Genomic DNA, 15,819 nt, shown 5'->3' on the forward strand with positions numbered 1-15,819 from the left:
ATCAGCCCCCTATTGAGCAATATCCTGCTGGATTTGCTGGACAAGGAACTGGACAGGCGAAACCTGAAATACGTCCGTTACGCTGATGATTTCAGTATCTACACCAAGTCAAAGAAGGAAGCCAGAAAAGTGGGCAACGAGATTTATCTCTTTTTAAGAGATAAGCTCAGATTGCCCATCAACAGGGAGAAAAGCGGTATCCGAAGACCTTCCAATTTTGAGTTGTTGGGACATGCATTTGTACCGACATATCAGAAGGGGGACAAAGGAAAATACCAGCTGGTGGTGAAGAAGAGCAGCTGGGAATCACTCAAGCGAAAGCTCAAACAGATTACCAAGAAAACCAGACCGTACAGTTTCGAGGAACGGCTTCACAAACTCAGAGAAGTCTGGATGGGATGGGTGAACAACTACCGGTTGGCAAGTATTCATGCCAAACTCAAACAGATTGACGAGTGGTTGAGAAACCGACTTCGCTATTGTATCTGGCATGACTGGAAGAAGCCTGAGCGGAAACGCAAAAACCTGATCAGATTGGGCGTGGACCAAGACCATGCGTATGCGTGGAGCCGTACCAGAAAAGGTGGATGGGCGGTAGCTCAGAGTCCGATTCTGAATACTACGATCACTTTGTCCCGCCTAAGGAGGAAAGGGTATGAATCCATGCTTTCCTATTACCTCAAATCTCAACCTACAATCCAGTGAACCGCCCGGTACGAGGCCCGTACGCCGGGTGGTGTGTGAGGCGCTCCCCGTCAGAGGAATCTGGCGGGGCCGTCTACACGATTGTGGTGTCGTTTTTTTATTTATTGCTTCAATTTCTATTCTTTCTGTTCGTCCTAAAATCCCAATCCTTATTAGAAGTCCGATTAGCATAAAAATTGGAAATAGTAATAGTGCTAAACATCCGTAGTTCGAACTCCAATAGGTGAATTTATGTCCTTTTAGGTTTGGTCGGTCAAAAACAATGGATTTGTAATGTTTACCAAACAAATAAATGTCCTTGCTTGACCAACCCGTTTCGAAAACAGAGCCCAAAAATTTATCAACTTTCTTTTTATTCTCTTCGTTGAATTCAACGTCTCCAAATTCGCCTGACCAACCTTCTGTCTTTTTATTCCAATATTGAATATCGGATACTTTTTTCCATTCGTCATCTGGCCATATAAAACTCACTATTGTTCCTGTCCGAATGTGTTTTATGTCCAATGTAGGTGAGTCCTGCTGTCCTTTAATTTCAAAGTCTTCAGCAGGTTGGAATTTTTGGTCAATATATTCTTTCCAATTTTCGATTGCGTTTCTCTTTTAATGCACCACAACTTGTATATATACCTGACTGATTCAGGGTTATGCAACCAAATTGAGGTGGATAACCCTGATAGAATCAATTTTCTGTCAGGGTTTAATATTACTGATAATTTCGTTAAAGATCGTCAAATGGCGACTTTATTTGTCGTAGGGACTGCGTACTGACATGGGTATATATCTCCGTTGTCTTACTACTTTTATGTCCCAGTAGCTCCTGAATATAGCGCAAATCGGTTCCATTTTCCAAGAGGTGCGTAGCATAGGAATGCCGAAGCCAATGCAGTGTCACTGGTTTTTTGATTCCACTTTTTACCAGCTCCTTTAAAGCAAAATCATAGGGAAATTCCAGGCAGATCACCGGCAATCCCTCAAAAACAGCGTTTTTTAACACTATGGTTTTCATCGCAATAAAAAATATCTTAACAAGATAGTGGAATATTTTTAAAGTAAAAATAAAAAATAACTGAATTGCCGGAGTCAATATGGACCAGCTCCTGCCACGCCTGCACCGGGCATGAGCTCCCAGCAAACCTGACCCAAGGCCTTGCCGGAAAGGGCTTCCATGGAGAATGGCACCGGTTGTTCCAGGCCTGACGAGACCCAATGAGTTGTCGCATGTCCTATGCGCGGAATGATTGATGCCGTTTTTTTTCAAAAATCAGATTTTAATCAGATTCTTCCCGTAAATTTCTAACGATTTAAAACAACGGTTGAGCTATTTGCCAATACACCGTTTCTTACCTCTTAATCGAAATGAAAACCAAGTTTGGATCTGAGGCATCTCCAGCCTGGCACATGTACCTGCTTGCAGCGCTGAGCACCCTCCTTTCCTATGCCTGCCAGCAACGGTCAGAAGTGAACCATACTGCCATGCCCCTGGCAGAATTTGATCCGCAGGAGAGTACCTATATCTGCTGGAGTCCGCAATTCCGGGAAATATCCCTCAGACTTATTGAGGAGATATCCAAAGAGGACCATGTCACCGTCTTTTATAACCAGCGCAATCACCGGGCAGAAGCGCTGCAGGATTTGTTTGAACAGCGACAAATCAGCACAGAAAACCTTAGCCTGACGCCCTTTGAGTTGGAAAATGACAATATCTGGATCAGGGACTATGGCCCCCTGCTCCTGCAGGACGAGCAGGGCCGGCAGGAATTGCTTGCTTTTCAATACCCCCATGAGGCCAACCAGGAATACAACCGATTCAGTGAGCAATATGCCAGGAATATGCAAATTCCCTTCCATAGGAGTGGCTTGTTCAGCGCCGGAGGAAGTCGGGAGATCAATGGTCGGGGCACCATCATCTTGATCGAAGGACACGAGAAATACATCAATCCGGGGCTCAGCCTGGAAGAAATCGAAGAGGAGTACAGGCAAAAGCTGAACCAAACCAACGTCATCTGGCTCAAAAAGGGCATACCGCAAGACGACCTGTTTGACAATGGTCCCCTGATCGACAACATTTACGGCAATGGAGTAAACTGGCATGTGGATGAATTCTGCCGGTTTGCCGATGCCCAAACCATCCTGCTGGCCCAGGTAGACCCCGCCGACCTCGCACTGGATCCGTTCTACGAAGTGGTGCACGAACGCCTGGAGGAAAGCTATCAGATCCTGAAAGATGCCCGGGACCAGGATGGCAAGCCTTTTAAGATCATCCGGGTGCCGCAGGCACCCATCATTTTCGAGCAGGGACAATACAGGGGCCAGCCCATTTTGTATACACCCGTCACCAGCTATTTGAATTTTGTCCTCACCAACAGCCTGGTGGTGGTTCCCGCCTATTACAGTCCGGGTGAGCCCGATTTTATCCGGGAAAAGGACGAACAAGCCAAAAGGGCTTTTCAGGAAGTGTTTAAAAGCAGAAAAGTGGTGACGATCAATGCCACCGCACTCAATTACAGCGGCGGGGGCCTCCACTGTATTACCATGCACCAGCCCAAAATCAGTAGGGGTACAAAGGCTGGTTAATATTACTCCTTACGGCTGGCAAAGCAGCAAAATCCAGAAACGATTCGCCCTATTCCCCCGGAGCTACGATTTTCAAGGTATAATTCAATGTAGAAGAAATCGGTTTTTCATCCCTATCCAGCAGGTGCAGCAGCCCGTCTTTGTCTTGCCGGAAGCTTTTGAATGCGGTATTGTTTTCATCGAGCAGGCGTATGGCCATGGCACCCGGCTCACCTTCTAGTCCATATACGACTTCATAAAGGCCCGAACTCACAAATTCCCGGTCCCCGTCTGCTGTACCCAAATAGGTTTCCCTAAGCTCATAGGAGCGCTCTCTTTTGTCAGGACTGTTTTCCAGTTTGAGTGCTGTGCGGATGCCTTCACAGTCCGCACAGGGCAGCGTTCCTTCATAATGCATCCAGGTCGCTGTGCTGCTTTCAAGGACAATTTCTTCCGCTCCTGTTTGAGTATCTTCCATGATCTCTCCCTCTACCCGCCGCTCTTCGGTGGGCGCATCGCAGGAAAATATCCAGAGCAATGTGATCAATGCCAGGCAGTTTTTCATATTTCAATCGGTTAATTTGCTAAAGCCGTATATTGTTCCGGTCTGCAGGAGAGCACAGCGTTTCTGCACATGCCCCCACTCCCTGCACGGCGGGCCTGATATATAGCTTACTTATGGGTCAATTTAGGCAATTTCTCCAGCATATCTTCAATCAGGGCGGCTAAGTTGTAATCCGGGGTCCAGCCCCAATCCGATCTGGCCACCTGGTCATCTATGCTTTGCGGCCATCCGGCAGCGATGTCCTGCCGGTAATCCGGTGCATAGCCGATGCTAAATTCGGGCAAATGCTGCCGGATGCCCTGATAGAGTTCATCTGGGGTAAAGCTCAGAGCAGCAAGGTTGTAGGCAGATCTCACACTCAGGTTTTCTTTGGGTGCCTGCATCAGGGCCAGGGTGGCCTTGATGGCATCCGGCATGTACATCATGGGGAGCCGGGTATCGGAGTTCAGATAGGAATTGTATTTTTCGCCTGCAAGGGCCTTGTGAAAAATTTCCACCGCGTAATCTGTAGTGCCGCCTCCGGGACTGGATTTGTAGCCGATCAATCCGGGGTACCTCAGGCTACGGACATCTACACCATAGTGCCGGTAGTAGTATTCACACCAGCGCTCTCCCGCCAGTTTGGAAATGCCATATACCGTGGTAGGCTCTTTTACCGCATACTGGGAAGTATGCTCCTTTGGGCTGTGGGGACCAAAGACTGCAATGGAAGAAGGCCAGAAAATCTTATCCAGCTTCAGTTCCTTTCCCATTTCCAACAGAAAAAGCAAACTGTCCATGTTCAGTTTCCAGGCAAAAAGGGGTTTTTGCTCTGCGGTGGCTGAAAGTGTGGCCGCCAGGTGGTAGACCTGGGTGATTTTTTCCTTCCGGAGACATTCCTTTACCTGATCTTTGTCCAGGACATCCAGCAGAGCGAAACGGCAATAGGGGAATTTGCCGGCTGCTTCAGGGTTGATGTCTGTGGCCAGGACGGCCTCCGGCCCGTAGCGTTCACAAAGCCGCTGCGTCAATTCTGTCCCCAACTGTCCGGCGGCTCCGGTCACCAATAGTTTGTCCATGCGGGTTTATTTTGGTTTTTAGTTATTTTGGAGGCAATTTCAGAATTTTGTCACTATCATGTGTCATATTTCTTTAAAAATTGTAATTTCAGCTGTCAATGCCATTTGCTCAAAGGAAAGATGGTGGTGATTTGCCGGAAGACAAATCCCGCTGGCTTTCGGCGGCCCGGACTGGTGGGCTTGTCCGACCTGATTGGCAAAGAAACCGTGACCCGGTATTAAACCTAAAAATCTACTCCATGTTCGGATCCATTCAAGCGCAGCTACAACAAGAATTAGAAAATCTCAGAAAAGCAGGATTATACAAAGAGGAGCGGGTGATCCATTCCCCTCAGGGTGCGGAGATTCTGTTGAAGGACGGAAAAAAAGTCCTGAATTTTTGTGCCAACAACTACCTGGGGCTGTCCAGCCATCCAAAAGTAATTGAAGCGGCCAGGGCGGCAATCGATAGCCATGGTTTTGGACTTTCTTCCGTGCGTTTCATCTGCGGTACCCAGGACATACATAAAACCCTGGAAGAAAAAATCTCCGCTTTCCTGGGGACCGAAGACACCATTCTGTATGCGGCTGCCTTTGACGCCAACGGGGGAGTATTCGAGCCCCTTCTCGGCCCGGAAGATGCCATTATCTCCGATGCGCTGAACCACGCTTCCATCATCGATGGGGTAAGGCTGTGCAAAGCCATGCGCTTTCGTTACCAGCACAACGATATGGCAGATCTGGAAGCAAGGCTCAGGGAAGCCGATGAGAAAGGCGCACGGCACAAGTTGATTGTCACCGATGGTGTTTTTTCCATGGATGGTACCATTGCCCAACTGGACAAGATCGTTGCGCTGGGAGAGAAATACCAGGCCATGGTGATGTCAGATGAATGCCATTCCACAGGCTTTATGGGAAAGACGGGCAGGGGTGTACACGAACTGAAGGGAGTGATGGGCAAGATGGACATCATTACCGGCACGCTCGGAAAAGCCCTTGGCGGAGCTTCGGGAGGCTTTACTTCGGGCAGGAAGGAAATTGTAGAACTCCTGCGCCAGAAATCGCGGCCCTACCTGTTTTCCAATACCCTGGCGCCTGCCATTACAGGGGCATCCATAGCCGTGTTTGATTTGCTGTCAGAGACTACGGAACTCCGGGACCGGCTGGAAGAAAACACGCGTTTTTTCAGGAAAGGAATCCGTGAAGCTGGCTTTGAGATCAAAGAGGGAACACATCCCATAGTTCCGATCATGCTGTATGAGGCTCCGCTGGCACAGCAGATGGCTGAGAAATTACTGGAAAAGGGCATTTATGTCATTGGTTTTTATTATCCGGTGGTTCCAAAAGGGGAGGCTCGGATCCGCGTGCAATTGTCAGCAGCCCACGAAAAACAGCACCTGGAAAAAGCGATCAAAGCCTTTACAGAAGTAGGAAAAGAATTGGGTGTAATTGGCTAATGGATGCTGCATAGTTTCACCACAGATGGCCACGGATTAACACAGATTTTTTTCTGGTGGTGTCTATACAATACCAGCAACCTTCGCTACTCTCTTAATTATTCATAGCTGGTCAACGGCGATTAGTAAATTATGGCTTAGCTCCCATTTAATCTGTGAGAATCTGAGTAATCTGTGGTGCCTGTTATTATTTCACCACAGATGGCCACGGATTAACACAGATTTTTTTTCCGGTGCTGTCAAGACAATACCAGCAACCTTCGCTACTCCCTTAATTATTCATAGCTGGTCAACGGCGGTTAGTAAATATAATTATTGCTTGGCTCCCATTTAATCTGTGAGAATCTGAGTAATCTGTGGTGCCTGTTATTATTTCACCACAGATGGCCACGGATTAACACAGATTTTTTTCCGGTGGTGTCTATTCAATACCAGCAACCTATGCTACTCTCTTAATTATTCATAGCTGGTCAACGGCGGTTAGTAAATATAATTATGGCTTAGCTCCCATTTAATCTGTGAGAATCTGAGTAATCTGTGGTCCCTGTTACTATTTCAGTACAGATTTTCTTGTGTAACTACTAACTTTCCCAAAGTTTGGTTTAGCTAAATAAAATGACGCTTACACCTCAGTAGGTTTTTTGAAATCTCTGGGTTTTTCTGTGCGGCTGACCGGTTCAAATTTTTCATCGATTTCTTCCCCGGTCAGGTAATTGTTCGTGATTTCCCTGACTTCCTGAAAAGAAAGATTGTGCAAAACCTTGCCGTTTTTTGCCAGAGATACCTGTCCGGTTTCTTCTGAAACGATCAGCACGAGTGAATCGGTGGCCTCTGACATGCCAATGGCCGCCCGGTGCCTGAGGCCAAACTGGGCCGGAACTTCCCGCTCCGTGACCGGCAGGATACATCTGGCAGCCTTTACCCGGCCGTTATAGATGATCACCCCACCGTCATGCAGGGGAGAATACTTGTTAAAAATGGAAACCAACAGGCGCTTGGACACCAATGCATCGATCAGATCCCCGCTTTCGGCATAAAACTTCAGCTCGGAGTTTCTGGAGAGCACGATCAGCGCCCCGGTACTGCTTCCGGAAAGTGTTTTGGAGGCTTCAATGATCGGGGTGACATTAAAGGCCAGGCTTTCTCTCTTCCTCCAGAAGAGCAGTTCCTGCCAGAGGTTTTCATTGGAAAATATGGAAGATTTCCCCACAATGAGGAGAAATTTTCTGATTTCCTGCTGGAAGAGGATTATCGCTGCCAGCACACCTACACCCATAAACTGCCCGAGGATGATGGTGAGCAATTCCATCTGGGCGGCGCTTACCACCAGGTAAATGAGGTAAATCGAAAGAAACCCTAAAAAAATCTTAATGGCTACACTTCCACGCATCAGCTTATACACCTGATAGATCAGGATACTTACCAGCGCAATATCGATCAGGTTGACAAGTGAAACGTCCAGAAAGCCTATTTTAAAGAGTAAATTCAAGGGTAGAGTTGTTTATATAATTTTATCGTTTCGTTTGCTTCTTTGACATCATGTACACGTAATATTCCGGCACCATTTATCAGAGCGGCCATATGCAGGGCGGTAGTCCCGTTGAGCGCCCCTTCCGGGCCAGTTTCAAGCACTTTGTAAATCATGGATTTACGGGATAAGCCCACCATTACTGGCAATTGTAAGGTTTTAAAATAGGTCAGATTGCGTAGCAGCCGATAGTTTTGTTCCAGGTTTTTGGAAAATCCCAAACCTATGTCCACTATTACATCTTTTATGCCAGCTTCATAACAATTTCGCAGTTTTTCTGAAAAAAAATACAACAGATCTTTTTCCAAATATTCATATGCTGTAAAAGACTGCATGTTTTGGGGTTGCCCCTTCATGTGCATGCAGATATACGGTAGCCCAAGCTTTCCTACGGTTTCTAGCATTTTTGCATCCAAACCACCCGCCGAGATATCATTTATCAGATCTGCGCCCACATCAGCAGCTTCTTTGGCTACCCGGTGCCTGAACGTATCTATAGAAATCAGTATCTCAGGAAACCGCCTCCGTATACCAGTGATAACGGAAATCACCCTTTTAAGTTCTGTTTCTTCAGGTACAAAATCTGCCCCGGGCCTGCTGCTGTAGCCGCCGATATCCAGAATATCTGCCCCATCTGCGATCATGGTTTCGGCTTTTGCCAGCACATCATTTTCATCAGCCGCGATTCTGCTTTCCCCATAGAAGGAATCCGGAGTACTGTTGATGATTCCCATGATCCAGGGCCGGTCCAAAGCAAATAGTTTTCCTTTGATCTGGAGTGTTATTTTTGGGGGAAATAAAGTATCTTCGGCATTGCATACCGAATGTAGATCGTCAAACATAAAATTCCATTGCTTTGGAAACACAAACCGCAAGCGAATATAATGAAGTTATTGGCCTTTGTAAAGAACTATTTAAGAAGAAGACCAGGGATTATGGGACTTCCTGGAGGATATTGCGGCTTCCATCCCTGACCGACCAGATTTTTATCAAGGCCAGCCGCATCCGGTCCATTCAGGAAAAGGGTGCACAAAAGGTCACAGACAGCATCCGGGATGAATTCATAGGGATAATCAATTATTGTATCATCGCATTGCTGCAGCTGGATCTGAAGGATGAACCAAAACAGGAATTTTCTTTTGAGGAGTTGGAGCCTTTGTATGACAAGTGGGTGAAGGCCACCAGAGAACTGCTGGAAAATAAAAACCATGACTATGGAGAAGCCTGGCGGAGCATGCGGGTGTCCTCCATGACAGATATTATCCTGATGAAGCTTTACAGGGTAAAGCAAATAGAGGACAATAGGGGCAAAACCCTGGTGTCTGAAGGAGTGGCAGCAAACTATCAGGACATGCTCAATTATGCTGTTTTTTGTATGATTAAATTGCGTGAAAATGATCATTAAAACCATGTTGTTTATTGCCCGCCTGCTGGTGGGAGGGCTGTTTGTCTTTTCAGGACTGATCAAGGTAAATGATCCGGTGGGTACATCGATCAAGATGCAGGAATATTTTGACGTCTTCGCTACAGATATATCAGCCATCTTTGCGCCATTAAAAGCCATTTCTCTTCCCATCGCCGTGGCCCTGGTGGTGCTGGAGGTGGCCTTGGGTATCATGATCCTTGTGGGCTGGAAAGTCAGGACCGGCGTCTACCTTTTGTTGCTGATGATCCTGTTTTTTACTTTTCTGACCTTTTATTCTGCCTATTACAACAAAGTGACAGATTGCGGCTGTTTTGGAGATGCGATCAAGCTCACGCCCTGGGAGTCATTCTACAAAGACCTGGTCTTGCTGGCGCTGATTGTTTTTATGCTGATTTTCCGAAATCAGCTTCCTGAGGGCAATACCAGTATCGGCAAATGGCTGACAATCGGATCCTTTGCGCTTTCGCTGCTGCTGGCGGTGCTGGCAATAAGAAACCTGCCTTTCATAGATTTCCGGGCCTTTAAAGAGGGCGTGAACATTTCCCGTGCCATGCAGCCCTCTGCCACGCTGGAGTACAGCTACCTGATGCGAAAGGATGGGGAAACAGTCGCATTTGATCAGTATCCGTCTGATGAAAGCTACGAATTTGTAGAGATGAACCTGAAAAATCCGGAAGCGCTGCCCAAAATTTCGGATTTTGCCATTTGGAACAATGCCGGAGACCATACCGCCGAAATGTTGACGGGTAAAAAGCTACTGATACTTTCCCACAATATTCAGAAGATGGACCTGGCGCTGGTACATATGGAGAAAATCAGCACCCTGATCAATACCTTTCAGGGCTCTGATGTGCAGGTAGCCCTGGTGGCAGCCTCCTCAGAGGAGGAGATGCAGGCCTTTCTCAAAGAAAATGGCATACAAATAGGTCATTATATGGCGGATGCTACGGTAGTAAAAACCATCGTCCGATCCAATCCGGGCCTGGTATTCCTCGAAGAGGGTACGATCCTGGCGAAATACCACTACCGAAACACACCCGATCCACAGACCGCTCAAAGCCTGTTTAATCCATGACAGACCCCCGTAAAATCGTATTGGTCGGCATGCCGGGAAGTGGCAAATCCACGCTGGGCAGAACCCTGGCCGAAAAATTAAATTGCCCGTTTTTTGACCTGGATGAGCTCATTGAAAAAAAAGAGGGGACACCGATTGCCGCGATCTTTCCGGAAAAAGGAGAGGGCTATTTCCGGAACCTGGAAAGTCTGGTACTGGAGGAGACGCTGGATCAGAAACAAGCCTTTGTCCTGGCTACCGGAGGTGGAGCTCCCTGCTACAACGACAACATGAGCCTGATCAATGCAAAGGCCATATCGGTGTATCTGGACGTGCCGCTAAACCATATTCTGGACAGACTCAACCAAACCCAGATCGAAGTGCGGCCATTATTCTCTGGTCTGGATACATCTGAGATCATTCTCAAGCTGAAAAATATGTACGTAGACCGGCATTCCTTTTACGAGAAAGCAAAAATAAAGCTCAGGGGAGAAGATATTTCCCCTGAGCTGTTGATTGCCGAATGGATGCCCTATTTAAAAGGAGAATCCTAAGGTCAGCCGTCCCGATACTATATTGTTTTCCGTGGTAGCCAGATCAGAACCCGGGTAGGAGTTGTAATAGCTGTTAAACCTACTGTTGACCAGTCCCAGATCTACACTAAAACCGGGAAGTTTTACCCCCAGGCCGCCGCTGAGCTGGGTGCTGCTTCGGTCCAATGTACCAGGATTGGCAAATGGATCGCCATAAAAGGCATAACCTGCCCTGATACGCAGCATTTTGATCCTGTATTCGCCACCCACGCTGTAGTTGACCGCCTGACCATACAGATCATTGATGGCCACGTTGTCCTCGCCCGTGTTGAAAACATTAGATCTCAGACTGGCTGTGCTGTAATCCAGGTAGTCGGCATCTGCAGAAATGAACCCGTTTTTGCCGAAAAAATAAGTCAGACCCCCGCCAATGCGCATTGGCGTCCTCAGGTTGTAGCTGCTCAGGAATATGTCTGTTTCTGCGTCTGACTCTGCTATGGTACCAAACTCAGGATCTTCGTATGGAGGAGTGAAGTCAGCAAATATATCTGCGTCATATTCCTCATTAAACCTGTTCCAGGTTGGGGATTTAAAGTTTAACCCAAGATTTAGCCGGTCTACCGGCTTGTAAATAATTCCCAAACCCAGATTTATGCCCGAACCTTCCAGAAAGAGATTTTCCTGCAGCGAGCTGAACAGGGTGCTTTGGTCATTGTCATCGAGAAATTCCTCGTTATAGGTTTTGGTCGAACGGAAGTTGATGGAGTTTATGCCCAGGGAGGCACCTATGAAGAGCTTGTTTTTATAATTGCCCCCATAAGAAAATCCAATCTGGCTCATGCTTCCTTCGTTTTCGATCATTTCGGATTTTTCCAGTGCCAGGGTGGCATTCGGTACATAATCATAGCCTCCGTTGTCTGATGGGTTGATCAGGAATGATTCGAAAAACAATCCGTCAGTGCCATTGGGTACTCCCTGTTCGTTGTAGAGATCAATATAATAGTCGAGAATAGACCCCTGGTCAAGCTGGTTGGAGAAATAGCCATAGTTGTTGTTGTAACTGGCCTGCCGGTTGATACTGATCCCGAAGGATCCTCCTCTCCAGTCACCCACTTCAAGCGGCCCCTTGGCTCTGCTGATCACTGCCCCAAGGTTGGGAATGGAAAAATTGGTGGCATTGTACCCCCTTGATTGGTTCAACAGAAAGGTTTCCGCATTCCAGTCACTATATGCAGCTGTCAGGCTGAATTCTGATTTTTGGAAAAATCCCAGGCCTGCAGGGTTGCCATGTACATTGCTGATGTCTCCACCCAGTGCATTCTGTGTGCCTCCCAGGGCCGTAATCCTGGCAGATCCCGTAGACCCAAACTGGCTGAACCTAAGTGCGTCTTCCACATAGCCACTTTGAGCCGAAGCATGCTGCACCTGAAAGATAGTCAGGACGGCTAAAGACAAAATTAATTTTAATCCTTTCATATGTTTTTCATAGTCTTTTAATGGTCACATGCCCCTCCCGATCCTAAATAGGGAGAATCGACGACGATCAAAAAAATCACTGTACCGCGTGTTTTGTGATGACTTTAATCCTGTCGATTTCATGCATGTATCGTTTTACTAGAGGGCCAAATCTTTTGGCACAAGAAGGAGTGATCTTGTATCCTGCCGGCAAAAGCCAGGTTGAGCGTATTCATCTACCCTGGTATTCAAGCTTTTTCCGAGTTTCATTTTCCCTTGCCGGTTCTGACCGGGATGAAAATCAGGAAACGTCCGGAGAACGCTGTCGAACCTCCCGAAAAGATGGTTTGATGGAATTTCAAAACGCATCGTTTTTTTCAACGAAAATCAGAGAGATAAGTTGACGTAAAAATTTTGCTCAAATACTGGATTTTCAAAATTAAACGATTTAACTAAGGAAGGAAAAAAGTAATGGTAGGAGGAGGTAAAAAAAGAGGGAATTAATTCCCTCTTCTACTTCCGCCTACGCTACCTCCACCTCTGGAAGCTCCACCGCTGTAGCTGCCTCTGCTGGGCGCGCTATAGGAAGATGAAGACCTCGAAGGAGCAGAGTAACTGCTTCTGCTTGGTGAGGTAGAGCGTTGATAACTTGGTGTTGTAGTCCTGGTACTCCTGCTCCTGTTATAGGAAGGGGAAGAACTTCTGCTGTTCGACCTCGGAGCAGCATAACTGGACCTGCTGTTACTGCTTCTGCTGGTTCCGTACCTGGAATTGTTACTTGCAGGAGCCTGAGTCCTGCCGTAGGAACTTGTTCTATTTGGCGCGTTATAGCTGCTTCGTGAAGAAGTATTGCCGGAACGGTTCATCGCAGGAGAGTTGATATTTCTTCTTGAAGGCGCAGCAGAGGCTGCATTGTAATAGTCATTCTGAGATCTGCTAAAGGAATTCCTGGTCGAAGCTGACCTGTTGTTGCTATTTCCCAAACGATTGCTGTTCATTGCGTCTCTCCTTGCAGCCGCTCTCGTTGCAGCCGGCTGGGCCACATTTCTGGACCTGCTGGTACTGCTTGCCAGTGATGAAGCTCTGCTCGGACGGGCACTCTGTACCAGTTGTCTTCTGTTTCCTTCGCTTCCACCAGGGAGAACAATTACCGGCGAATAGATATTTCTACCCCACATGCCACCACCGTAGAGTCCTCCGAAACCTGGTCTGAATCCCATTCCGGGACCCCAGAAGGGATCATAAAATCCAAAACCGGGTCTCATGAATCTGTTACCCCATCCAAATCCCATACCTATAGACATGCTGAAACCCGGTCGGAAACCGAATCCGGGACCCCAGAAAGGATCGTAAAAACCCATTCCGCCAAAACCAGGCCCCCAGAAAGGATCATAGAAACCTCTCATACCCATCATGGGGAACATGCCCATGCTCATCATGGGGTTCATGAAATAGTTATTGACTACGGGGTTGTTTCCGCCACTGCCGCGAAAATTATCGTAGGCATTGATGTTAGGCTCTCCCTGCACACCGGTATCACCTGTCTCTGCATCATCAAAATACACTGTTCCCTCATCATTTTCAGGAGATGTAGAGCGCTGATATTTGGCTATATATTCGGGATTGACGTTTTTCGAACTGAAATTATCAGATTCGGAATCCAGGGACTGGATCTGGTCAATCTCTTTAAAATTTTCAGGGTTATTGTTTTTCACCGCAAATTCAGTCGCTATCCTCGCATCTGAAGCCATGAAGTACAGGTTATCGATTTCTTCTCCGCTCCTGCTTGCATTGTAGCTGGTACTACAGGAAGCCAGGCCTAAAACCGCTATTGCACCTACTGTCCGTATGGGATTGAAATTAATCATAGGAATTTTTAGTTTATTACTCTACCACTATATACGTGAACATAGCAAGAGGGTTATCATTTTTTAATTTATCTTTGCTACAATCAAGAACCGAATATAAAGAGTTTTTTCAATACAACAAAAAATACCAATGAGCAAAGGATTACCCAAACGAAGTGAAGATTATTCCCTATGGTACAATGAATTGGTGAAAAGGGCAGATTTGGCGGAAAACAGCGCTGTCAGAGGCTGCATGGTTATCAAACCTTACGGATTCAGTATTTGGGAAAAAATGCAGGCAGAACTCGATCGGATGTTTAAAAAAACAGGACATTCCAATGCCTACTTCCCTTTATTTATACCTAAATCTTACCTGTCAAAAGAAGCCAGCCATGTAGAAGGATTTGCGAAGGAATGTGCCGTGGTGACCCACTATCGACTAAAGGCAGATGATTCCGGCAAGGGTGTAATTGTGGATCCTGAAGCCGCATTGGAGGAGGAGCTTATCGTCAGACCTACTTCTGAAACAGTGATCTGGAGTACCTATAAGAATTGGGTTCAGTCCTACCGTGACCTGCCGCTCCTGATCAACCAATGGGCGAATGTGGTGCGCTGGGAAATGCGCACCAGACTGTTTTTAAGGACTTCTGAGTTTTTATGGCAGGAAGGGCATACGGCTCACGAGACCAAAAAGGAGGCCCGGGAAGAAACCCTGCGTATGATGAATGTGTATGCGGAGTTTGCGGAGAATTTTATGGCCCTTCCCGTGATCCGGGGGATAAAGTCCGAGAGTGAAAAATTTGCCGGAGCAGTGGATACCTACTGTATTGAAGCCATGATGCAGGATGGTAAGGCCCTGCAGGCCGGAACTTCCCACTTTCTGGGGCAAAATTTTGCCAAAGCTTTTGATGTGAAGTTTGCCGGCAGGGATGGCGAACTCGAGCACGTCTGGGGTACCTCCTGGGGAGTAAGCACCCGTTTGATGGGCGCGCTTATCATGGCACATTCTGATGATAACGGCCTGGTGCTGCCACCAAAACTCGCGCCGCTGCAGGTCGTCATTATTCCGATATTCAGAAGCGATGAAGAACTGACGGCCATACGCAAAAAAGCCAACGAAATCATGGATGCACTGGATCCCCTTGGCATAAGTGTGAAGTTTGACGACCGGGATACTTTTAAGCCCGGTTGGAAATTTGCAGAATACGAATTGAAAGGTGTACCTGTAAGGCTCGCCATCGGTCCGCGGGACCTGCAGCATGAAACCGTCGAAATGGCCAGACGGGACGACCTGAGCAAAACGGTGGTCAATACCCGTGAAGAGAACCTTACAAACAGGATAAAAGAAACCCTGGAAGACATTCAAAGGAGCATCTATAACAAAGCGAAGGCATTTACAAAGGAAAAGACCACGAGTGTAGATAGCTGGGAGCAGTTTGTGTCTATTCTGGAAAATAAGGGGGGATTTGTTGCTGCCCACTGGGATGGAACGCCGGAAACTGAAAATCAGATCAAGGAAAAGACAAAGGCCACCATTCGCTGTATTCCGCTGGATCAAAAGCAGGAGGATGGCAAATGTGTTTTTTCGGGTAAGCCTTCAAAAGGAAGGGTATTGTTTGCTAAAGCTTATTGATCCGCACAGAAAGTGTGAAGGCAGAC

Annotated in this window: 13 protein-coding genes and 1 pseudogene; 7 read left to right on the forward strand and 7 right to left on the reverse strand. The window is 47.1% G+C overall.

Features of this window, described 5'->3' with window-relative positions:
* Positions 1–705 (forward strand): group II intron maturase-specific domain-containing protein (locus tag BUB19_RS14660; protein WP_245802863.1); only part of this gene is annotated, 705 nt, incomplete at its 5' end.
* A gap of 718 nt (positions 706–1,423) precedes the next feature.
* Here BUB19_RS14660 and BUB19_RS14670 read toward each other — a convergent pair.
* Positions 1,424–1,624: pseudogene (locus tag BUB19_RS14670) on the reverse strand (tyrosine-type recombinase/integrase); the annotation flags it as partial.
* 437 nt (positions 1,625–2,061) lie between these two features.
* Between BUB19_RS14670 and BUB19_RS14675 the strand changes: the two are divergent.
* Positions 2,062–3,279 carry an agmatine deiminase family protein gene (locus BUB19_RS14675; RefSeq protein ID WP_073095331.1) on the forward strand — a complete coding sequence of 406 codons (1,218 nt, stop codon included), beginning with the start codon at positions 2,062–2,064 and terminating at the stop codon, positions 3,277–3,279.
* Positions 3,280–3,328: 49 nt separating this feature from the next.
* Here BUB19_RS14675 and BUB19_RS14680 read toward each other — a convergent pair whose 3' ends face one another.
* Both BUB19_RS14680 and BUB19_RS14685 read right to left on the reverse strand, forming a co-directional pair.
* Positions 3,329–3,823 (reverse strand): copper resistance protein NlpE N-terminal domain-containing protein, encoded by a 495-nt coding sequence (locus tag BUB19_RS14680; RefSeq protein WP_073095332.1) that lies wholly within the window; start codon positions 3,821–3,823, stop codon positions 3,329–3,331.
* Between the two features lie 107 nt (positions 3,824–3,930).
* Positions 3,931–4,881 carry an NAD-dependent epimerase/dehydratase family protein gene (locus BUB19_RS14685; protein WP_073095333.1) on the reverse strand — a complete coding sequence of 317 codons (951 nt, stop codon included), beginning with the start codon at positions 4,879–4,881 and terminating at the stop codon, positions 3,931–3,933.
* A gap of 98 nt (positions 4,882–4,979) precedes the next feature.
* Here BUB19_RS14685 and kbl point away from each other — a divergent pair, with 98 nt between their 5' ends.
* Positions 4,980–6,317 carry a glycine C-acetyltransferase gene (gene kbl / locus BUB19_RS14690; protein ID WP_394333883.1) on the forward strand — a complete coding sequence of 446 codons (1,338 nt, stop codon included), beginning with the start codon at positions 4,980–4,982 and terminating at the stop codon, positions 6,315–6,317.
* Between the two features lie 622 nt (positions 6,318–6,939).
* Here kbl and cdaA read toward each other — a convergent pair.
* Positions 6,940–7,806, reverse strand: coding sequence for a diadenylate cyclase CdaA (cdaA, locus tag BUB19_RS14695; protein WP_073095334.1), 867 nt, complete (start codon positions 7,804–7,806; stop codon positions 6,940–6,942).
* On the reverse strand, positions 7,803–8,687 hold the full coding sequence (folP, locus tag BUB19_RS14700; protein ID WP_073095335.1) for a dihydropteroate synthase: 885 nt from the start codon (positions 8,685–8,687) through the stop codon (positions 7,803–7,805). Before folP ends, cdaA begins: the two co-directional genes overlap by 4 nt.
* A gap of 14 nt (positions 8,688–8,701) precedes the next feature.
* On the opposite strand from folP, the gene BUB19_RS14705 reads away from it, so the two are divergent.
* The 3 genes from BUB19_RS14705 to BUB19_RS14715 are packed head-to-tail and all read left to right on the forward strand — an operon-like array spanning position 8,702 to position 10,879.
* Complete coding sequence (locus tag BUB19_RS14705; protein ID WP_073095336.1) at positions 8,702–9,250, forward strand: DUF1599 domain-containing protein; 549 nt, start codon at positions 8,702–8,704, stop codon at positions 9,248–9,250.
* Positions 9,240–10,346 (forward strand): BT_3928 family protein, encoded by a 1,107-nt coding sequence (locus BUB19_RS14710; protein WP_073095337.1) that lies wholly within the window; start codon positions 9,240–9,242, stop codon positions 10,344–10,346. Before BUB19_RS14705 ends, BUB19_RS14710 begins: the two co-directional genes overlap by 11 nt.
* Positions 10,343–10,879, forward strand: coding sequence for a shikimate kinase (locus tag BUB19_RS14715; protein ID WP_073095338.1), 537 nt, complete (start codon positions 10,343–10,345; stop codon positions 10,877–10,879). The genes BUB19_RS14710 and BUB19_RS14715 overlap by 4 nt, the downstream gene beginning before the upstream one ends.
* Here the strand turns inward: BUB19_RS14715 and BUB19_RS14720 are convergent.
* A complete protein-coding gene (locus tag BUB19_RS14720; protein WP_073095339.1) occupies positions 10,862–12,334 on the reverse strand; it encodes an OmpP1/FadL family transporter in 1,473 nt (490 codons plus the stop codon). The two genes, BUB19_RS14715 and BUB19_RS14720, sit on opposite strands and share 18 nt — an antisense overlap.
* A gap of 479 nt (positions 12,335–12,813) precedes the next feature.
* Complete coding sequence (locus BUB19_RS14730; protein WP_073095341.1) at positions 12,814–14,181, reverse strand: DUF5320 domain-containing protein; 1,368 nt, start codon at positions 14,179–14,181, stop codon at positions 12,814–12,816.
* Positions 14,182–14,311: 130 nt separating this feature from the next.
* On the opposite strand from BUB19_RS14730, the gene proS reads away from it, so the two are divergent.
* Positions 14,312–15,793, forward strand: coding sequence for a proline--tRNA ligase (gene proS, locus BUB19_RS14735; protein ID WP_073095342.1), 1,482 nt, complete (start codon positions 14,312–14,314; stop codon positions 15,791–15,793).
* Positions 15,794–15,819: the final 26 nt, after the last annotated feature.

It is taken from the genome of Cyclobacterium lianum (assembly GCF_900143075.1).
GTDB classification, from domain to species: Bacteria; Bacteroidota; Bacteroidia; order Cytophagales; family Cyclobacteriaceae; genus Cyclobacterium; species Cyclobacterium lianum.